The sequence below is a fragment of the Longimicrobium sp. genome (genome assembly GCA_036389135.1).
GTDB lineage: Bacteria > Gemmatimonadota > Gemmatimonadetes > Longimicrobiales > Longimicrobiaceae > Longimicrobium.
Genome location: DASVQP010000081.1, coordinates 1 through 19,073, shown reverse-complemented (window position 1 = coordinate 19,073; position 19,073 = coordinate 1). Strand labels below are relative to the sequence as shown.

The window sequence follows — 19,073 nt, the reverse complement described above, 5'->3', positions numbered from 1 at the left end:
ATGGCAACCGTGACACGGTCCGTCTTCCACCCTGAAGTCACGGGGTACGAGGAGGTCAACGTCACCGCCGACCGGATGCTCACGCCTCCCGGGAAGGGCTACCTGGCCCTCCTGGGGATGGCGGTGACGATGGTCGGGATGATGGTGATCGCCGAGCTCCACAACATCTGGTACGGCCTGGGGATGAGCGGCCTCACCAACCCGGTGGGGTGGGGCGTGTACATCACCACCTTCGTGTTCTGGGTGGGCATCGGCCACGCGGGAACGCTGATCTCCGCCATCCTGTACCTCTTCCGCGCGGCGTGGCGGCAGTCCGTCTACCGCTTCGCGGAGGCGATGACGGTGTTCGCGGTGCTCACCGCGGCGCTCTTCCCGATCATCCACATCGGGCGCCCCTGGTTCTTCTACTGGCTGCTGCCGCTTCCCAGCCAGCGGCAGCTGTGGCCCAACTTCCGGTCGCCGCTGCTGTGGGACGTGTTCGCCGTCACCACGTACCTCACGGTGTCGTCGGTCTTCTTCTTCATCGGGCTGATCCCGGACATCGCGGCCGCACGCGACTCCGCCACCAACCCGACGCGCAAGAAGGTCTACACCCTGCTGGCGATGGGGTGGCGGGGGACGGACCGCGAGTGGCGCCACTTCACCCGCGCGTACCTCTTCCTGGCCGCGCTGGCCACGCCGCTGGTGCTCTCGGTGCACTCGGTGGTGTCGTGGGACTTCGCCGTATCCATCGTGCCGGGGTGGCACACCACCATCTTCGCCCCGTACTTCGTGGCGGGCGCCATCCTTTCCGGCGTGGCGATGGTGATCACGCTGATGGTGCCGGTGGGGCGCATCTTCCGCCTGGAGAAGTTCTTCACCCCGCTGCACTACGACCGGCTTTCGAAGCTCCTCCTGCTTACCTCGTGCATCGTGGGGTACGCGTACGGGATGGAGTACTTCATGGCGTACTACAGTGGCGAGCTGTTCGAGCGCGACGTCTTCTACGACCGCGTGACGGGTGACTACTGGTGGGCGGGGTGGTCGATGATCACCTTCAACGCCATCATCCCGCAGCTGATCTGGATGAAGAAGATCCGGGCCAGCCAGAACTCCCTCTTCCTCATCTCGATCTTCGTGAACATCGGGATGTGGTGGGAGCGCTTCGTGATCATCGTGCCGTCGCTGGCGCACAGCTACGAGCCGTGGAAGTTCATGAACTACCACCTCACCTGGGTGGAGGCGTTCATCCTCCTGGGGAGCTTCGGGTGGTTCTTCATGTGGTTCCTCCTCTTCCTGCGCTACCTGCCGGGGCTCTCCATCGCGGAGATCAAGGAGGTGCTGCCGCCGCCGATGCGCAATCCGCACGCGGGCGACCACGCGCCGCAGGTGAACCACACGGAAGAGCTGGGCAACGCCACGCCGCTGCCCACCGGGTACTCGGGACTGGAAGAACGCCGATGAGCAAGCTGAAGACGGGCGTCCTGGGGGTCTTCCCCCACCTGGACGCGGCGTGCGACGCCATCCGCAGGCTGCGGCACGAGGGGTACGAGGTGACCACCTACTCGCCCACGCCGCGCCACGAGATCGAGGAAGCGCTGGGGACGCAGGAGTCGCCGGTGAGGCTCTTCACGCTGACGGGCGCCTTCACCGGCACCGCGGCGGGGACGGCGCTGGCCACCTGGACCTCGGTGGACTGGGCGCTGATCGTGGGCGGCAAGGAGATCATCGCGCTCCCCGCCTTCTCGGTGATCATGTTCGAGGTCACGATCCTGCTGGGGGCGCTCTCCACGGTGGCTGGGCTCTTTCTGCTGGCGCGGCTGCCGCACATCGGCCCTCCGGAGGCGCCGCTCTACCACCCGTCGTTCACGGCGGGGAACTTCGGCGTGTTCGCGCACGTCCCCAAGGACCGCTACGATCAGGTCCAGGCCATCTTTACCGAGGCCGGATCCCAGGAGGTGCTCGTTGAGCAACGTTAAGACGGCGGCGTTCGGCGCGCTGGTGCTGGCGCTGGCCGGGTGCACGGACTGGGCGATGTACGACGTGGACAAGGCGTACGACGCCGTGCCGCAGGTCGCCACCATGCGCCGCTCCGTGATTCCGGAGTACCAGGAGGACCCGCGCAACCCGGCCCCCGGCTCGGTGCCCGTGTCCAGCCCCAACGGCGACATCCCGGCGCCGTACCTGAACAGCCAGCTGGACTCGGTGGCGCCCACGCTGCGCAACCCGTTCGCGGGCACCACGCGCAACGACGTGCTGGTTCGCGGCGAGCTGGTCTACACCCGCAACTGCACCGTCTGCCACGGTGCCACCGGCGCCGGCGACGGCCCGGTGGTGGGGGGCGGCAAGTTCCCCTTTGCGCCGCCGGTGAACGGCGGCACGGCGGTGGCCCGCTCGGACGGCTACATCTACGCCATCGTGGAGGCGGGACGCGGGCTGATGCCGCCGTACGGCGAGCGCATCACGCACATGGACCGCTGGGCGGTGGTGGAGTACGTGCGCGCGCTTCAGCGCCGCGCGGGCGCCACGGGCACGGCGCAGCCCAACCCCGGCGGCGCGGTGGCTGCTCCGCCCCCGGCCCAGGTGCAGGGGCAGCTCCCCGCATCGGCGCGCGACTCCGCCGCTCCGCTGAACGCTCCGGCCCCCGCGGCTCAGCCGCAGGGCCCGCGCTGACCCCGCAAGGATACTGACTGATGGCCGGACATTCGAGCTCGATGCCCACGCGCATCCCCTTCCGCACCCTCCCCAAGGCTTCGGGGGCGCTGATGGGCGGGATCGCGGTGGCGCTCCTCCTGGGCGTGGCCGCGGCGGTGATGACGCTGACGGGCGGCCACGAGGGCGCGGAGCGGTTCGCGCAGGCGTTCCACTTCAACTGGATCTTCTGGTCGGGGATGAGCATGGGGATGGTGATGCTCACCGTCGCCCTGCACCTGACCAACGCGCGCTGGTCGTGGTCGCTGCGCCGCTTCGCCCTGGCGGGGGTGGCCTTCCTCCCGGTGAGCTTCGTGCTCTTTGCGGTGGACTGGCTGGGCGCCGACCACCTGTACCACCACTGGATCCACGCGGCGCCGGGCGACCACGTGCTGGAGGCGAAGAGCGGGTACCTGAACCTCCCGTTCATGATCATCCGCGACTACCTGGGGCTTGCCATCCTGTACGGCCTGGCGATCTACTTCGCCATGCTGGCGCTGCGCCCGGACGTGTACGGCGCCGCGCAGACGGACGGGCAGCGCCGCTGGTACGACCGCCTCACGCGCAACTTCCGCGGCGTCCCCGAGGAAGCCGTGCGCTCGCGCGAGACGATGACCAAGGTGGCGGTGTTCCTCGCCTTCGGGTACGCCATCATCTGGGGAATGCTGGGGATCGACCTGGGGATGTCGATGCTGCCGCACTGGTTCAGCACCATGTTCCCGGTGATCTTCTTCATCGACGGCTTCCACGCCGGCATGGCGATGACGGCGCTGATGGTCGTCGTCTTCCGCAAGCGGATCGGGGTGGACGAGTTCATCACCAAGAACCAGTTCCACGACCTGGGCAAGCTGATCTTCGCCTTCGCCGTGTTCTGGATGTACATCAACTGGTCGCAGTACGTGGTGATCTGGTACGGCGGCCTCCCGCACGAGCAGGAGTGGTTCGTCCAGCGCTTCCACGAGCCGTTCGGCACGCTGGTGCGTATCGCGGTGGGGTGCATCTTCGTGGCGCCCTTCCTGGGCCTCCTCACGCGCCCGCCCAAGAAGACCCCCGCCGTGCTCGCGACGTTTGCGGTGGTGATCCTGGTTGGGCACTGGCTGGAGCGCTTTCTCCTCACGGTTCCGTCGCTCTACGAGTCCGGCCACGTAGAGCAGCTCCCGCTCGGCCTGCCGGAGATCGGGATCGCGCTTGGGTTCGGGGCGCTGTGGCTCTTCTGCTACACCTGGTTCCTGCGCACCTTCCCGGTGCTCCCCTCGCCGGCGACGCTCGCGGCGGTGGATACGGGATTCATGGAGATCCCCGGCGAAGGCCACGCGGCCCACGCCTGATCGGATCTTTCGGGTGGATGTGAAAACCGGTCCCGCGGCCCAGTGCCGCGGGACCGGTCTGCGTGGGGGGGGCGGCGCCGGAGCACCGGGGGCTGAAGCCCCCGGCTGGAACCACGGGAAGACCGCTGAAGCGGTCTCGCGGCTTCTGGCGCGGTCCGAAAGGCGAGCGGCGGTGCGGTTTCGGACACAGGCGGGATGAATCGCGCCCCTACGGGCGCGCGCTGCGGAGATCTCGGCGTACGCCCCTCCCCCAGGTAGTTATTGGGGGAGGGGCCGCGAGGCGACGAGCGGGGGTGGGGGCCCCTACCGCCCCGGCGCCACGTTCGAAAGCGCGTACGCCCCCACGAACCCGACCACCTTCTGGCCTCTTGCGTCCGACGAGATGGCGATGTCGCCGTTCTCGAGGCGGGTGGCCCACACGGGCTCGCCGCGCCGCAGCCGGGCAACGGGGCGGCCGCCGAGCTGCAGGTCGGTGTCGGCTACGACCCACTGGCGTTCGGCGCGCTGCTCCACGTACGAGTCGGGGTACTGCACGCGGAGCACCTTGCCCAGCGAGACGCCCACGACCAGGAGCACCAGGACCAGGACGATCGCGCCCAGGATGATGAAGCCACCCTCGTCGCGCGTGCGGGAGGTGCCCAGGCGGTTGGAAAGGGCCGGAGCCCGAAGCGGTTCAGGATTCACTGCTGTTCCGTCGTGCGGCAGGAGTATTTCAAGAGCGAAGCGCGAAAAAGTAGCCCCGCCGCGAAAGGCTCACAAGCTCGCGCGGGGGGTGACGGATGGGGAGGCGGGGATTATCTTCGGGGCTCGAAGAGGTTGTCTCGCACGCGGTACGCATGTCCACCCAGCCCGCGCCTGAGGGCGCATCGATCCTTCCCGCCCCAACGGCGGCCTCCGGCGTCCGGCACATGGCGCTGGGGGCCTTCTGGTTTTCGGTGATGGCGGTGCTGGTGAAGACGGCCGGGAGGAACCTCCCCAGCCAGGAGATCGTGCTGGTGCGCGGGGTGATAACGCTGGTGCTGAGCATCGCCATGGTCATGCGCGCCGGCATTTCGCCGTGGGGCGCGCGGGAACGGCGCGGGCTGCTGGTGCTGCGCGGGATCTTTGGGTTCGCGGCGCTCTCCTTCTTCTACACCTCGCTGGTGCACCTCCCGCTCGCGGAGGCGAACCTCATCCAGTACACCAACCCCGTCTTCACCGCGGTACTGGCGGCGTGGCTGCTGGGGGAGCGGATGGGGCGGCGGGAGGTGGCGTGCGTGGCGGCGAGCCTGGCCGGGGTGGTGCTTGTGGTGCGCCCCGCCGCGCTGCTGGGCGGCGCCGCATCGGTGGTGAGCCCGCACGCGGCGCTGATCGCGCTGGCCGGGGCGATGTGCAGCGCGCTGGCGTACGTCACCATTCGCCGCATCAAGGGCGAGCACCCGCTGGTGATCGTCTTCTACTTCCCCCTGGTGACCGTTCCCGCCACGCTCCCCTTCGCCCTGCCGCAGTGGGTGTGGCCCACGCCGCTGGAGTGGCTGGTGCTGGCCGGGATCGGGATCGCCACGCAGATCGCGCAGGTCAACATGACGCGCGGCCTTCAGCTGGAGCCCGCGGGCCGCGCGACGGCGGTGGCGTATCTGCAGGTGGTGTTCGCGGCGGTGTGGGGAGTCGCTTTCTTTGGAGAGCGGCTGGATGCCTGGATCCTGGCCGGCGCCGGGCTGGTGCTGGCGAGCACCGTGGTGCTGGCCCGTGGCCGGAGGGCGGCGGAGGGGGTGGAGGCGCAACGTGAACTGCAGGGATTGGGGATGAGGGATGGGGGATGAGGGAGCGTCGCTGTCCTCATCCCCCATCCCTTCATCCCCCATCCCTTCCCATCAGCTTCCCACCACCGCCGCCAGCAGCATACCTTCGGCGGCCGCGCCCGAGAGCAGCTGGTCCACGTTCGTCGGGAGCGACTCGGCGACGATGGCGTCGACGATGCGGCGCTCCTCCGCCGGCAGGGGGCCGGGAACGGGGGCGGGGCGCAGCGCGAAGACCAGCGATGCGGCGATGCCGGCGGCGGCGCCCAGCGGCAGCCACGCGCGCACTCGCGGTCGGCGTGCCGGGGTGCGCAGGCGCGCCAGCGGAAGCTCCGCGCGGCTGTTGGCGACGCCGCGGAGGTGCTCCCAGTCCACGTCGTCCATGGGGGGCTGGGGGGTGGCGGAGCGCAGGAGCGCCGCCAGCTCCGGGTCGCGAATAGGCTCGGTGTTCATTCTTCTCTGCTCCGTTCGTAGGGCGCCAGCGCCTGGCGCAGCGCCTTGCGGGCCTCGTGCAGGTGCCAGCGCACGGTGCCGTCCGATATCTCCATGATCTGCGCGATCTCCGGTCCGCTGAACCCTTCCAGCTCGAACAGCTCCACCACGAGCTTCTGGCGCTGCGGAAGCGTGGCCAGGGCGGCGGCGAGGCGCTCGCGAAGCTCCGCGCGCTCCGCCTCGCGCTCGGGCGATGGGCCGGACGACGATGCCGTCTCCGGGATCTCGTCGACCGTGCGGAGTGCGCGTGCCTTGCGGGCGTTGAGCCCGCGGTTCACCAGGATTCGAAAGAACCAGGGCGCGAATGCCCGCCCCGGCTCGAAGCTGTCGATGCGCTGCAGGACGACCATGAAGGTGTCCTGCACCAGGTCCTCGGCGTCTTCCTTCTGCCCCAGCACGCGGAACGCCACCGAGAACGCGCGGTGCATGTAGCGCGTGACGAGGGTGTCGAAGGCGCGCCCGTCGCCCTGGCGGACGCGCTCGACCAGCTCCGCCTCGCCGTCCGGTGCGGCGGGTGCCGCGCCGGTGGCGATTGGGAAGGCCACGGCGGGTCTCGCCGCGCCCGCGCGGATCACGGACGCGAGCTGCCGGTGCCGCCCTGCTGCCCCTCGCCGGACCGGCCGCCGCGCCGGCGGCGACCGTCCTGGCCCTGCACGCGGTCGCCGCGCTTACGCCGCGCCTCCTGCATCAGCTGGCGCGCGCGCTCCTTTTGCTGCGCGTTCAGCACCCCCTGGGCCTCCTCCATCGCCGCGCGGATGTTGGCGCGCATCTGATCCATGGGGGCGCGCATCGCCTGCGGGACCTCGCGGCGGTGGCCCTCGTCGCGCAGGCGGCGCAGGGTGTCGCGGCGCTGCTCGGGGGTCAGCCGCTCCATCTGCGCGCGGCGCTGCGCCTTGAACTGCTCGTGGTGCGCCGCGAGCTGCGCGCGGAGGGGCCGGTTGCGCTCCTCCAGCCTGCGGCCGATCTCCTGCAGCCGCGTCACCTGCGCGTCCGTCAGCTGCAGCTCCTGGCGGTAGGCGAGGAGTCCCTGGAACGCGGGGCGGTGCTGCCTTCCACCCTGCTCCCAGCGCCCGCCGCGGACCGAGTCGGCGCCCGGGCGGCCGTTCTGCTGCGCGGCTGCCGGGGCGGCGGCCAGCAGCCCAAGCGCGACCATGTATCGAACGTAGCTCTTCATTGTCGTGTACCGTAGTGTGCGGAATCGTGCGGACGACTGGCGCCCGAGCCGTGCTGCACGATAATACCACCCGGAGCGGCGAAACGTTGGGAAAGAACAACCACCCTCACACAGAGCCACAGAGGGTACAGCAAGAACAGAAAAGGGTTTCCTCTGCGCCTTGTAGTTCCCTCCGTGTTCTCTGTGTGATGGTTTTCTTCTTTGGGCACCCCGGCAACCCTTCCGCGGAACCCGGCATCCTATGCTGTGGACCCGTGAACGGATCATGGAAGACCTGGAGCTGATCGAGCAAGCAAAGCGGGGCGACGGCGGGGCGGTGCGGGCGCTCTACCAGCGCCATGCACGCCGCGTGTACGCGGTCGTGCGCCGCCTGGCCGGCGACGACACGCTCGCCGAGGACTGGGCGCAGGACGCCTGGCTGCGCGCCATCCGCGCCCTCCCGACCTTTCGGGGCGACTCGGCGTTCACCACCTGGCTCCACCGGATCGCGGTGAACAGCGCCCTCCACGGGCGCAGGTCCAGGGAGCGGCGCAGCGGGCGAGAGGCGCCGCTCGAAGAACAGTCCGCCTCTGTGAGGCCGCAGGGGGAGAACGCCGTCCTTCGGCTGAAGCTGGAGCGGGCGATGGAGAAGCTCCCGGAAGGGATGCGGCGCGTGCTGGTGCTGCACGACGTGGAAGGGTACACGCACGAAGAGATCGCGGAGATGCTGGGGGTGAACCCCGGCACCTGCAAGAGCCAGCTTTTCAAGGCGCGGGCAAGGATGAGGTTGCTGCTGAGCCCCTCGTCCCTCGTCCCCGCGGAAGGAGTGGAGGCATGCAGCACCTGACGCTGGAAGAACTGGCCCGCCTGGTGGACGAAGCGCCCGAGCCGGCCGAGGCCGAGCACCTGCGCGACTGCCTGGTCTGCCGCCGCGAGCGTGACGCCATGCGCGCGCAGACCGCCGCCTTGGCCGAGCTCGCGGACCCGGAGCCGAGGCCCGGCGCCTGGCGTGCCCTGGAGGCGGCGCTGGCCGAGGAGGGGTTGATGCGCCCGGCGCCGGCGCGCGCCTTCCGCACCTGGCAGCCGCTGCTCAGGATCGCGGCGGCGCTCCTGCTCTTCGCCACGGGGGCCGCGGCGGGGCTGTCGCTGCTGCGGCCCGGGACGACGGACCGTGTGGCGCAGGCGCCGGTGCAGCCGTCCAAGGGTGAGGGGCGGGTGCTGGGGGTGGTGCAGCTTCCCCCGGCGAGCGCGGAGTCCCGGGTGGTGGATGCACCGGTGGATCAGGATGCCGCCGTGCGCGCGGCCGAGCCGCCGGTGGCGCGGCTGGTGTCGGCGCGCGGGGGGGATGCGCCGCCCGTCACCCCGAGGCGCCGTGCCCCGGCCCTGACGCCCGAGGCGAAGGCGGCGGCGCGGGAGCTGGACGAGGCGGAGGCCGCGTACGTCGCCGCGCTGCGCAAGTACGCCGAGATCGCGGACCCGGCCAGCGGCGCCGATCCCGAGACCCGCCTCTCGGCCCTGAACACGCTGGTGGAGACCACCGGCCGCGCGCTGGAGCGGGCCCCCGGCGACCCCGTGCTGAACGGATACCACCTGGCGGTGCTGGACGAGCGCGATGCTCTCCGGCGGCAGATCGACCGCGCGTCGCAGAGCGCGTGGTACTGAAACCGAGTCAACCGAAAGAGACCGAGAGATGCGCCTGATCAAGGGATGGATGCCGCTGCTGGCGGCAATGCTGATGGCTCCCGCCGCCCTCGCCGCCCAGCGCGGCGATGCGCCGCGCGGGTGGATGGGCGTGGCGTTCGACTGGGACAGCACCGGTGCCCGCGAGGCCCGCATCGCCGAGGTGGTGGCACGCTCCGCCGCCGAGCGCGCCGGGCTGCGCACGGGCGACGTCGTGGTGCGGGTGAACGGCGCCCCCGCCACCGAGCGCACCATCGAGCGCCTGCGCGAGGAGCTGGAGGTGGGCGACACGGTGCGGCTGCGCATCCGCCGCGGCCGCGCGGAGGAGGAGCGCCGCGTGATCGCCGCCGCGCGCCGCGAGGTGATCGCCCGCACCCTTCCCGGCGAGGTCACCATCCACAATGGCGAAGACCGGGTGACCTTCCGCGTGGACTCGCTGCGCACGCGCCTGGACAGCCTGGGCCGGCGGATGGGCAAGCTGCGCGAACGGGTGCGCACGCGGCACGGCGACAGCGTCGTCGTCTACAGCTTCGACCGTCCCGACGGGCGCCGTGGCGACAGCGTGGTGGTGAACCTGCGCTCGATGGACCGCATGGGGCGCGCGCTGGGGCGGGAGCTGGGGCGTGAGGTCGAGGTCGCCCGGACGCTCCCCTTCTTCCTGGACGTGGGGCGGCGCGCCGTGGCCGGCGCCGAGCTCTCGGAGCTGAACCCGGAGCTGGCCCGCTACTTCCGAGTGGACGACGGCGTGCTGGTGCTGCAGGTGTCGCGCTCCACCCCGGCCGCGCGCGCGGGGCTGCAGGGCGGAGACGTCATCGTACGCGCTGGGGGCCGCACGGTGGGCTCGGTGGCCGACCTGCGCCGTGCCTTCGGCGCCCAGGAGGGCAGCGTGCGGCTGGAGGTGGTGCGCCAGGGCCAGCGCCGCCAGCTGGACGTGGAGTGGAGCGGCGACCGCAGCGAGACCGAGCGGCGCGAGCGGGTGCGCATTCGGGGGGTAGAGGAGCGCCAGCGGAACTGACCGCCTCCGGCGCGGTACAGCGGGGTCCCTCCGGCATCCGGGGGGACCCCGCTTCTCTTTGACGCCCTCGCCGGGCGTGGCGAAGGCGGGGGGAATCGCGTTACTTTGCCAGTCAACCCGTTGCGTTCCCTTTGCATGCGCCTCGTGATGCAGCACACCGTCCGCCCGCTCCTGCGGTGCGCGCTGGTCCTCTTTGCCACACTGTGTATCGCCGTCCCGGCCGCCGCGCAGGCGCCCGACACGGTGCCGCGGATCTACGTGATGACGATGGGCCCCGGCGACCTGGTGTGGGAGCGCTTCGGGCACAACGCCATCTGGGTGCACGACCCGCGCACCGGTGAGGACCTGGCGTACAACTACGGGATGTTCGACTTCGCGCAGGAGAACTTCATCAAGAACTTCATCCAGGGACGGATGGAGTACTGGGTGGCGGCGTTCGACGCCGGCGCCACCATGCGGCACTACGCGTCGTACAACCGGACGGTGGCGGTGCAGGAGCTCAACCTCACGCCCGCCCAGGCGACCGAGCTCGCGCGGCTGCTGGCCGTGAACGAGCTCCCGCAGAACCGCTTCTACCGCTACGACTACTACCGGGACAACTGCTCCACCCGCGTGCGCGACGCCATCGACCGCGTGCTGGGCGGGCGGCTGAAGGCGGCCACGGAGCGCGTTTCCGCCGGCACCACCTACCGCGAGCACACCGAGCGCCTGACCGCCGCCGGCACCGCGGACGTGCCCATCTTCACGGCTCTGATGGGCGGCCTGGGCCCCGCGGCGGACCGGCCGATCTCGCGCTGGGAGGAGATGTTCCTCCCCGGCGCGCTGCACGACCGCCTGGCCGAGCTGCGGGTGCCGGACGCCGCCGGCCGCATGGTGCCGCTGGTGCGCGAGGAGATGCAGGTGGTCCGCTCCACCCGCCCGGCCCCATCGACATCGACGCCCAACTGGCTTCCCGGCTACCTGGCCGCGGGGTTGGTGCTGGGCGGGCTTCTGGCTTTCCTGGCGGCACGCGCGTCGAACGGGCGGGGGGCGCGCTTCGGATTCGCGGCTGTGGCGGGGCTCTGGCTCCTCTTCGCCGGGACGGGCGGGTGGATCCTGGCCGGACTCTGGTCGCTGACCGACCACGGGATCGCGTACCGCAACGAGAACATCCTGCAGCTCTCGCCGCTGGCGCTGCCGCTCGTCCTGCTGCTGCCGGTGCTGGCGTACGGCGCGAGGTGGGCGGCGCGGCCGGCCTGGCTGCTCTCCGCGGCGGTGGCGGGGCTCTCGGTGCTCGGCTTCGTGCTGCAGATCCTTCCCGGGATTGACCAGGCGAACGGGTGGATCATCGCGCTGGCCCTGCCGGTGAACCTGGCGCTGGCGTGGTCTGCCCGCCGCATGGCCGCCGACCTCACCGCGCGCGCCGTCGCGCCCGTCGCCGCAAGCCGCCGCGCCACCGCAACCGCCTGATGGAAGTCCAGATCTTTGGCACCAAAGGGTGCGCCGAGACGCGCAAGGCGCTCCGATTCTTCAAGGAGCGCCGCATCCGCACCCACTTCGTGGACCTGAAGGAGCGCGCCGCATCCGCCGGCGAGCTGAAGCGCTTCGCCCAGAAGTTCGGCCCCGACGCGCTGCTGGATCGCGAGTCGAAGCGCTTCCGGGAGCGCGGCCTGCACGCGGCGCACCTCGCCGAGGCGCGCATCCTCCCGCTCCTCGAGGACGAGCCCGCGCTCCTCGTCACCCCCCTCCTGCGCGCCGGCAACCTCCTCGCCGTCGGTTGGAACGAGCCGCAATGGCGGGAGTGGACGACGACATGAAAGACAACAACAGGGCTCACACAGAGACACAGAGCCACAGAGAGAACTCCGTGCCTTTCCTCTGTGTCTCTGTGTCTCTGTGTGAGATTCTTTCGATGTCCGCCCCGCGCTGGGACGTCGAAGAGGTGGCCGAATGAGGATCGTGGCGGGGAAGTGGGCGGGGCGGCACCTGACCTCGCCCGCGGACCGGCGCGTGCGGCCCACCGCCGAGCACGTGCGCGATGCCTGGCTGCGGCTGCTGGAGCCGGACTTCCCCGGCGCCCGCGTGCTGGACCTCTTTGCGGGAACGGGCGCGCTGGGGCTGGAGGCGATGTCGCGCGGGGCCCGCTCGGCCGACTTCGTGGAGACGCGCCCCGCATCGCTGCACGCGCTCAAGGCCAACGTCGCCGCGCTGCACGTGCGCGAAAAGACAAGGATATTCAAAAAGGACGCGCTCCCCTTCGCGGCGGCGCTCCCCATCGCCCGCTACGACATCGCCTTCGCCGATCCGCCGTACGAGAGCCGCATGCTGGACCGGCTCCTGGAGAGTTGGATGGCGAAGCCCTTCGCCGCTATCCTCACGCTGGAGCACTCCATCAAGCACCTCCTTCCCGAGGGCGGAGAGGAGCACTTCTTCGAAGACACCATGGTCACCATCTACCGCGCCCGCCTGGCCGACCTGCGCCGCGCGGAGGAGGAGGAGGACCGTGGCTGATTTCATTCTGCGTCCCGCCACCCACGACGATGCGGAGCGGTGGCTGGCGCTGGTGGACGCCCTGGCCGACTACGAGAAGCTCGACCGCCCCCGCCCAGACGCCCGCGAGCGTTTGGTGCATGACGCCTTCGGGCCGCCCCCGAACCGCATCCAGGTGTACCTGGCCGAGTCGCCCGCCGGCGAAGCGCTCGCGTACGCCATCACCTGCGAGACGTACTCGTCGTTCCTGGCGCTCCCTACGCTCTACCTGGAGGACCTGTTCGTCCTTCCCGACGCGCGGCGCCACGGGATCGGCAAGGCGTTCTTTCGCTTCCTCGCGGGGGAGGCGCTGGTTCGCGGGTGCGGGCGGATGGAGTGGGTGGTGCTCGACTGGAACGAGCTCGCCATCGAGTTCTACGAAGGCCTCGGCGCGCGCCACATGCGCGAGTGGTACACGTACCGGCTGACGGCGGAGCAGCTCGCGGATATGGCGGAGGTGACGGGGGGGTGATGGTTGGCGTGCGCTACGGGGACCGGAGCACCGGGGGCTGAAGCCCCCGGCTGGAACGACGGGAAGACCACTAAAGTGGTCTCGCGAGCCGTGGCATTCCCCCGTTTTTTGTTATTCTGAATCTGAGACAGAAAGCGGGTCCGGCGCCGTGCGCCGGACCCGCTTCGTATTGCCGGGAAGCACCCGTCAGCTCTGCTCGGGCTTCCAATCGATCGGGATGGTCACCATCACCGGGACGGCTTGCTCGCCGACGCGGGCGGGGCGGAAGCGGAAGCGCTCCACGATGCGCAGGGTCGCGTCCGAGAACTGTGAGTTGGTGGCGGATACGACGCGCACACTTCCGGGCCGCACGCGCCCGTCCGCATCCACGATCAACTCCAGCATCACGCGGCCCGCGACGCCCTGGTCCGCGAGCATGCGCGGATAGAACCGTTCGAAGAGGCGCGACACCTCGCCGCCATTCGCCAGCTCCGGCGTCGCTTCGACCATGTCCGAGGTGTAGACGTATTTCTCGGACGGCGGCGCCGTGGTGGGCTCGGTGTTGCCCGTCGTTGGGGTGGTCGTGGCAGGCGGCGGCCCGATTACGTCGCCGACGGGTCCAATCCCCGTGACGTCCTGCTCGCGAACCGGCTGCTCTTTCGGGTCGGGGTCCGTAATCCCGGCCGGAACCGTCGTGGGCGCCGGCATCTGCACCGTCTCGCCGGGCGTGGGCGGCGGCGGACTATCCGGCTGCTGCGGCTCAACCGGCGCGGGGGGCGGAGGCGCCGGCTTGGCGATGTCCCACTCGTCGATCACCTGGTCTTCGGTTCCCGTCGTGGCGATCGCAGCGGTCGAGCTGGCGATGACGCACACGAGCAGGAGGAGGTGCGCGCCCACGGAGAGGGCGACGATGCGCGGCGAAGAGAGCCGGCGCTTGCGCTTGCGGGTCAGGACTCGGAACATGATGCTCCTCCTGCTGTTGCGTGGCGGGTGATGCTCGGCCCGTTCGCCGGTGCCTCACCTATCGAACGGACCTGCCCCGCCATTTCTGACACGACTCCGCCTCCCCTTCCTCCACCGTCTCCGGCAGGCACCAGTCGACCGGCTCCTGCCCGCTCCGCTCCAGCGCCTCGTTCACCTGCGAGAATGGCTTGCTCCCAAAGAACCCCTTATCTGCCGAGTAGGGCGACGGGTGCACGGAGCGGATGACGGCGTGCTGCGAGCTGTCGATCAGCTCCTCCTTCTTGCCAGCGTACGCGCCCCACAGCACGAATGCAACGGTGTTGTCGCGCTCGTTGACAGCACGGATGATGGCGTCGGTGAAGCGCTCCCATCCGCGGTTCTTGTGCGAGTTGGGCTCGCGGCGCCGCACCGTGAGCACCGCGTTCAGCAGGAGGACGCCCTGCTCGGCCCAGCTCGCCAGGTAGCCGTGCTTTGGGATGGGACACCCGCGGTCGTCGTGGAGTTCCTTGAAGATGTTGGCCAGCGACGGCGGCGGACGCACGCCGGGCCGCACCGAGAACGCGAGCCCGTGCGCCTGACGCGGCCCGTGGTACGGGTCCTGGCCCAGGATCAGCACCTTGACCCGGTCGTACGGCGTAAGCTCCAGCTGCGAGAAGACTTCGTCCGCGGGGGGGAAGACGGTCTGCGTGCGGCGCTCCTCTTCCACGAAGCGGCGCAGCTCGGCGAAGTACGGCTGCTCCACCTCGGCGGCCAGCGCGCGCCGCCACGACGGGGGGATGCGGTCCAGCTCCATCCGGGGGCTCCGGGTGCGGGGTACGTTTCGGCGTCAGCGGCGCGGATGCAAGGCAGGGACCCGGCACGCGCGGCATTCCGGTTGCAGCCTCGCGTTTGCAGGACGCCTGTTTCCACGCGTGGAACCCGGCGGGGGCGGCGCGTGGTAGAACGAGGGAGACCCATCCCAACGGAGGAGCGCCATGATCAAACCCAACGTGAGGGCGTCGTTCGGAAGGCGTGAGGCGGAGCTGCTGCTGTCGCTGGTGGGGCCGGGGGGCGAGGAGCGCCTTCGCGACCAGGGAATGGACGCGCTGATGGACGATCCCCTGGTGCTGCGCGCGCTGGTGCAGCGCGGTCGTCTGAGCCCGGCGCCGGCGCCGCTCTTCTTCTACATCCTGGCCCGCCACGCCCTCCTCCAGCGCGAGATCGTGGACCGGCAGATGGCGGACTACACGGCGGCGCTGCTGCTGGAGTTCGGCACGGCGGGGAAGGCGCACCGGGTGGAGGGCGGGGGGGAGTCGTTCTACTACCTGGCGGACATCGTGGCGGCGCTGGAGCAGGCGCACGGCGAGCGCGAGTTCCTGCTGCGGGTGCACCTGGGGAACTTCGCGCTCTGGCTGGCGGGGGTCTTTCCGGAGTACATCACGCACCGCGTGCAGCGCCGCGGCGCACCGGGGATCGCCTACTACGACGCGATGGGCGCCGCCGGCTTCCGCGCCGCCGCGGCCAGCGACCTCGCCCTCCGCCACGGCGTGGGCGACGTCTTCCTGGGCGTGGCGGACCGCTTCCGCGACGTGCGCTCCGCCCTCAACTCCCTCTCCGACACCGTCTTCTTCCCCACCGCCCCCGACCAGGTGGAGCGCATCCTCCGCCAGGTTACCGACGACTTCAACCGGCGGTACGGATAGGAGTGGCCGGGCGAGTGAACTCGCTGCAACAAGAGCACAAAGTCCGCCTCCGCGGACTCCGGGTCCGATGCCGCGTTTCTCGAGCCGGCTTCAGCCGCCTTCCCGTGGTTCCAGCCGGGGGATTCATCCCCCGGTTTTCGGCGCCCGGCGTTCGCCCCCCGCGTTTACCCGCAATGCCCGTGATTCACCCCCCGGTGTCCGGCTCCGCGCGCACGCAGAGCTCTTCGAGCGAGACGTCGCTGTCGTGGGCCCAGCCGGCGGGGATGGGGCGCAGGCGGCGCTTGGCCTCGTCGGATTCGAAGCAGAGCCAGCCCGTTTCCGAGGGCGGAAAGTAGAGCCGCGCCCGGTTGAGGTCGTGCCGCCGCGTGGGGATCATCCGCCGGTCGTTGTGGAATATCCTGATCTCGCGCAGCCGCCGGACGGCCACGCGGCGGTCCACCGGCGTGGGAACGACGTCCCACACCCTCCAGCGCTTCCCCTGCGAGTCCACGAAGCGTCGGTACGGCATTCGGTCCCGGTCTGTCCGTGTGAGTGGATGAAGGCTGAGAGCGTCCTTTTTCAAGTGTCGGGCCACGGCGCGGGCACGGCTGCTTGACACCGCGGCGGCTGGCGGGGTACACTCGCACCCCATGCCATCCTACGTCCATTCGCCCCACGAGTTCGAGGTCGTCCGCGACCCGATGTGGAACACCATCCGCGTGGACCCCACGGCGCTGCGGATCATCGATGCGCCGGAGTTCCAGCGTCTCCGCTACATCCGCCAGCTCGGCCTGGCGTACCTCGTCTACCCCGGCGCCAACCACACCCGCTTCGACCACGCGCTGGGTGTGTACCACCTGTCGCGCTGGGCGCTGGCCATTCTGGGCGAGCGCGGCGAGCTGCGCGAGGTGGACCCGGTCGACTGCACCCTCGTCCCCTTCGCCGGGCTACTCCACGACATCGGCCACTACCCCTTCTCGCACGCGCTGGAGGAGCTGGACGAGGGGCGCGTTCCCGGCCACCACGAGGCGCTCACCGCGCGCTTCCTGGCCGCGCCGCGCATCCGCGAGGCGCTGGAGGCGCTGGCGCCGGATGCGCCGGCCCGCATCGAGGCGCTCGTCCGTGACCTGTCGCCGTCGCCGCTGCAGGGGCTCGTCAGCGGCTCGCTGGACCTGGACAAGCTCGAGTACCTGCGCCGCGACGCGCGCTTCACCGGCGTGCCGTACGGCGAGGTGGACGTCGACCGCCTCCTGCACGCCCTGACGCTCCTGCGCGATCCGGAGACGGGGAAGCTCCAGATCGGCATCCACGAGAAGGGGCTCTCGGCGCTGGAATCGCTCCTCTTCGCCAAGTACCAGATGTTCCGCAACGTGTACTGGCACCACGCCGTGCGCGCGGCCACGGCGCTGTACAAGCGGCTGGTGCAGGACGCGGTCGATGGCGGTGTGGTGCGTCCCGACGAGCTGGTGGGGCAGAGCGACGAGCGGCTCCTGGCGCTGCTGGAGGTGCGCGCCGGCGTCTCGGACAACCCGGCCGCGCGGCGTGTGGCCGAGCGCTGGATCCCCGGTGTGCGCGAGCGGCGCCTCCCCAAGCGGGCGCTGGAGCTCCCGGGCGAGGCGCTCCGCGGACTCCCCGCCGAGGAGTGGCTGTACGACGACGGCGCCCTCCGACACGCGCTGGAGCTGAGGCTGGCCGAGGAGCTGGAGATCGCGGACGGCGGCGTGTTCGTTGACTATCCCGAAAAGCCGCGCATGCTCGGGCTGGAGCTCCTCCTCCTGCGCCGCGACGGCGCCGTGCAGCGCCTGGAAGACGAGGGGCGCTCCGGCCTGATCGACCTTCCCCGCGTGGCGGACGAGCTGTACTACACGGCGCGCGCCTTCCGCATCTTCACCACGGAGCGGCGCACGGTGTCTGAGAAGTCGATCCTCCCCCTCCTGTCGCTCGATGCCGCCGCGCTGCGCGAGCGTCTGGCCCAGCCGGAGGCCCTCCTGTGACGGAGAACGGGCAGGGCCGCATCCTCATCGTGGAGGACGACCCCGCCGCCGGGCACGTCCTGCGCGCGCTCCTTCGCCAGGTGGGCTACCAGGCGGACGTGGCGGAGGACGGCCCGGCCGCCCTGCGCTCGCTGGACGAGGACGGGAGGCCGGACCTGATCCTCCTCGACTGGATGCTCCCGGGGATGAGCGGCCTGCAGCTCTGCCACCACGTGCGCACGCGCTGGGACGCGCTGCAGCTTCCCATCCTGATGGTGACGGCGCGCACGGACCCGGAGAGCGTCTACGCCGCCTTCGACGCGGGCGCCAACGACTACGTGACGAAGCCCTTCCGCGGCGCCGAGATCCGCGCGCGCATCGCGGCGCACCTGCGCGTCCGCCGTCTGGCGGAGGATCACGTGCGAATGGAGGACCACCTCCGCGAGCGCGACAAGCTCTCCACGCTGGGGCTGCTGGCGGGGGGCGTGGCGCACGACCTGAACAACCCGCTGGCGGTCATCAACGCGCACACGCAGCTCCTCCTCCGCCGCGCGCCCGACGAGGCGAGCGCCGCCGGCCTCCGCGAGATCCTGGACGCGGTCGACCGCTGCCGGCGCATCGTGGGCGACGTGCTGGGCTTCGTGCGCCGCCGGCCGCGCGAGCGGGGGATGGTGGACGTGGGGAGCGTGCTGCGCTCCACCTACGCCCTGCGCGAGCGGCACCTGGTCACCGGCGGCGTCCGTGCGTCGCTGGAGCTTCCGGACGTGGCCCTGCCGGTATTCGGCGACGCGGGGCAGCTCCAGCAGGTCTTCCTGAACCTCCTCATCAACGCGGAGCAGGCGCTGCGTGACGGCGGCCGCACCCTGCGCATCTCCGCCGAGCTGGAGGAGGAGGCGGTGGTGGTCGACTTCTTCAACGACGGCCCCCCGATCCCCGCCGACTCGCTCCCCCACATCTGGGAGCCGTTCTTCACCACCAAGACCGCCGAAGAGGGCACGGGCCTCGGCCTCCCCATCAGCCGCCGCATCGTCCAGGAGCACGGCGGCGAGATCTCGGTAGCGAGCGGGGCCGAGGGGACGACGTTCTCGCTGCGGCTGCCGGTTACGACCGCCCCCTCCCCCCGGCCCCCTCCCCCGCCTGCGGGGGCGCAGGGCGAGTGAGGGGGAGAACTGCCGTGTGGGTCACGCAGACCCGGTAGGGGCGCGATTCATCGCGCCCACCCTCCGCCCCGCTTCGATCATCGCCCTACGTACGGATCTCGTAGAATAAATGGAAGGGCTGGCCCCCTGGTTCAACGTGGATTAATGATCCCCGTGCGAACGCAGGAGCATCAGAGCCACATGCGGCCGAGGCCGCATTCGGACAGGAGACCAGCCCTATGCATCAGATTATCTGGCTCGG

Annotated in this window: 22 protein-coding genes; 15 read left to right on the top strand and 7 right to left on the bottom strand. The window is 70.7% G+C overall.

Features of this window, described 5'->3' with window-relative positions; translation table 11 throughout:
- Genes nrfD through VF584_19100 form a run of 4 tightly spaced genes read left to right on the top strand, consistent with a single transcriptional unit; the run spans nucleotide 1 to nucleotide 3,998 of the window.
- Nucleotides 1-1,443, top strand: coding sequence for an NrfD/PsrC family molybdoenzyme membrane anchor subunit (gene nrfD, locus VF584_19115; GenBank protein HEX8212294.1), 1,443 nt, complete (start codon nucleotides 1-3; stop codon nucleotides 1,441-1,443).
- Nucleotides 1,440-1,958, top strand: a complete 519-nt coding sequence (locus tag VF584_19110) for a DUF3341 domain-containing protein (GenBank protein ID HEX8212293.1) — start codon at nucleotides 1,440-1,442, stop codon at nucleotides 1,956-1,958. The genes nrfD and VF584_19110 overlap by 4 nt, the downstream gene beginning before the upstream one ends.
- Complete coding sequence (locus VF584_19105) at nucleotides 1,945-2,652, top strand: cytochrome c (protein HEX8212292.1); 708 nt, start codon at nucleotides 1,945-1,947, stop codon at nucleotides 2,650-2,652. The genes VF584_19110 and VF584_19105 overlap by 14 nt, the downstream gene beginning before the upstream one ends.
- A gap of 20 nt (nucleotides 2,653-2,672) precedes the next feature.
- Nucleotides 2,673-3,998 (top strand): hypothetical protein, encoded by a 1,326-nt coding sequence (locus tag VF584_19100; protein HEX8212291.1) that lies wholly within the window; start codon nucleotides 2,673-2,675, stop codon nucleotides 3,996-3,998.
- A gap of 303 nt (nucleotides 3,999-4,301) precedes the next feature.
- Here VF584_19100 and VF584_19095 read toward each other — a convergent pair whose 3' ends face one another.
- Entirely contained in the window at nucleotides 4,302-4,682 is a 381-nt protein-coding gene (locus VF584_19095; protein ID HEX8212290.1) for a hypothetical protein, read from the bottom strand.
- 152 nt (nucleotides 4,683-4,834) lie between these two features.
- Between VF584_19095 and VF584_19090 the strand changes: the two genes are divergently transcribed.
- Nucleotides 4,835-5,800, top strand: a complete 966-nt coding sequence (locus VF584_19090) for a DMT family transporter (protein ID HEX8212289.1) — start codon at nucleotides 4,835-4,837, stop codon at nucleotides 5,798-5,800.
- Nucleotides 5,801-5,851: 51 nt separating this feature from the next.
- Here VF584_19090 and VF584_19085 read toward each other — a convergent pair whose 3' ends face one another.
- From VF584_19085 to VF584_19075, 3 genes are read right to left on the bottom strand one after another with little or no spacing between them, the layout of a single operon-like run.
- Nucleotides 5,852-6,229 (bottom strand): hypothetical protein, encoded by a 378-nt coding sequence (locus VF584_19085; GenBank protein ID HEX8212288.1) that lies wholly within the window; start codon nucleotides 6,227-6,229, stop codon nucleotides 5,852-5,854.
- Nucleotides 6,226-6,813: a sigma-70 family RNA polymerase sigma factor gene (locus tag VF584_19080; protein HEX8212287.1), complete on the bottom strand. Its 588-nt coding sequence runs from the start codon at nucleotides 6,811-6,813 to the stop codon at nucleotides 6,226-6,228. Before VF584_19080 ends, VF584_19085 begins: the two co-directional genes overlap by 4 nt.
- Before the next feature lie 26 nt (nucleotides 6,814-6,839).
- A complete protein-coding gene (locus VF584_19075; GenBank protein ID HEX8212286.1) occupies nucleotides 6,840-7,442 on the bottom strand; it encodes a hypothetical protein in 603 nt (200 codons plus the stop codon).
- A gap of 265 nt (nucleotides 7,443-7,707) precedes the next feature.
- Here VF584_19075 and VF584_19070 point away from each other — a divergent pair, with 265 nt between their 5' ends.
- The 7 genes from VF584_19070 (at nucleotide 7,708) to VF584_19040 (ending at nucleotide 13,096) form a co-directional block, all read left to right on the top strand.
- Nucleotides 7,708-8,268, top strand: a complete 561-nt coding sequence (locus VF584_19070; protein HEX8212285.1) for an RNA polymerase sigma factor — start codon at nucleotides 7,708-7,710, stop codon at nucleotides 8,266-8,268.
- A complete protein-coding gene (locus VF584_19065) occupies nucleotides 8,256-9,083 on the top strand; it encodes a hypothetical protein (protein ID HEX8212284.1) in 828 nt (275 codons plus the stop codon). The genes VF584_19070 and VF584_19065 overlap by 13 nt, the downstream gene beginning before the upstream one ends.
- A gap of 28 nt (nucleotides 9,084-9,111) precedes the next feature.
- Nucleotides 9,112-10,116 carry a PDZ domain-containing protein gene (locus VF584_19060; protein ID HEX8212283.1) on the top strand — a complete coding sequence of 335 codons (1,005 nt, stop codon included), beginning with the start codon at nucleotides 9,112-9,114 and terminating at the stop codon, nucleotides 10,114-10,116.
- 147 nt (nucleotides 10,117-10,263) lie between these two features.
- Nucleotides 10,264-11,565, top strand: a complete 1,302-nt coding sequence (locus tag VF584_19055; protein ID HEX8212282.1) for a DUF4105 domain-containing protein — start codon at nucleotides 10,264-10,266, stop codon at nucleotides 11,563-11,565.
- Nucleotides 11,565-11,912 (top strand): ArsC/Spx/MgsR family protein, encoded by a 348-nt coding sequence (locus tag VF584_19050; GenBank protein HEX8212281.1) that lies wholly within the window; start codon nucleotides 11,565-11,567, stop codon nucleotides 11,910-11,912. The genes VF584_19055 and VF584_19050 overlap by 1 nt, the downstream gene beginning before the upstream one ends.
- A 133-nt stretch (nucleotides 11,913-12,045) precedes the next feature.
- Entirely contained in the window at nucleotides 12,046-12,606 is a 561-nt protein-coding gene (locus VF584_19045) for an RsmD family RNA methyltransferase (protein ID HEX8212280.1), read from the top strand.
- Nucleotides 12,599-13,096 (top strand): GNAT family N-acetyltransferase, encoded by a 498-nt coding sequence (locus VF584_19040; protein HEX8212279.1) that lies wholly within the window; start codon nucleotides 12,599-12,601, stop codon nucleotides 13,094-13,096. The genes VF584_19045 and VF584_19040 overlap by 8 nt, the downstream gene beginning before the upstream one ends.
- Before the next feature lie 186 nt (nucleotides 13,097-13,282).
- Here the strand turns inward: VF584_19040 and VF584_19035 are convergent, their stop codons facing one another.
- Together VF584_19035 and VF584_19030 are read right to left on the bottom strand one after the other, a co-directional pair.
- Nucleotides 13,283-14,038 (bottom strand): TonB family protein, encoded by a 756-nt coding sequence (locus VF584_19035; GenBank protein ID HEX8212278.1) that lies wholly within the window; start codon nucleotides 14,036-14,038, stop codon nucleotides 13,283-13,285.
- Between the two features lie 58 nt (nucleotides 14,039-14,096).
- Nucleotides 14,097-14,831 carry a uracil-DNA glycosylase gene (locus VF584_19030; GenBank protein HEX8212277.1) on the bottom strand — a complete coding sequence of 245 codons (735 nt, stop codon included), beginning with the start codon at nucleotides 14,829-14,831 and terminating at the stop codon, nucleotides 14,097-14,099.
- Nucleotides 14,832-15,012: 181 nt separating this feature from the next.
- Between VF584_19030 and VF584_19025 the strand changes: the two genes are divergently transcribed.
- Nucleotides 15,013-15,720, top strand: a complete 708-nt coding sequence (locus VF584_19025; protein HEX8212276.1) for a hypothetical protein — start codon at nucleotides 15,013-15,015, stop codon at nucleotides 15,718-15,720.
- A 184-nt stretch (nucleotides 15,721-15,904) separates the two neighbouring features.
- Here the strand turns inward: VF584_19025 and VF584_19020 are convergent, their stop codons facing one another.
- Nucleotides 15,905-16,228, bottom strand: coding sequence for a hypothetical protein (locus tag VF584_19020; GenBank protein HEX8212275.1), 324 nt, complete (start codon nucleotides 16,226-16,228; stop codon nucleotides 15,905-15,907).
- A 121-nt stretch (nucleotides 16,229-16,349) separates the two neighbouring features.
- On the opposite strand from VF584_19020, the gene VF584_19015 reads away from it, so the two are divergent.
- Both VF584_19015 and VF584_19010 read left to right on the top strand, forming a co-directional pair.
- Entirely contained in the window at nucleotides 16,350-17,693 is a 1,344-nt protein-coding gene (locus VF584_19015; protein ID HEX8212274.1) for an HD domain-containing protein, read from the top strand.
- Entirely contained in the window at nucleotides 17,690-18,832 is a 1,143-nt protein-coding gene (locus VF584_19010; GenBank protein HEX8212273.1) for a response regulator, read from the top strand. The genes VF584_19015 and VF584_19010 overlap by 4 nt, the downstream gene beginning before the upstream one ends.
- Nucleotides 18,833-19,073: the final 241 nt, after the last annotated feature.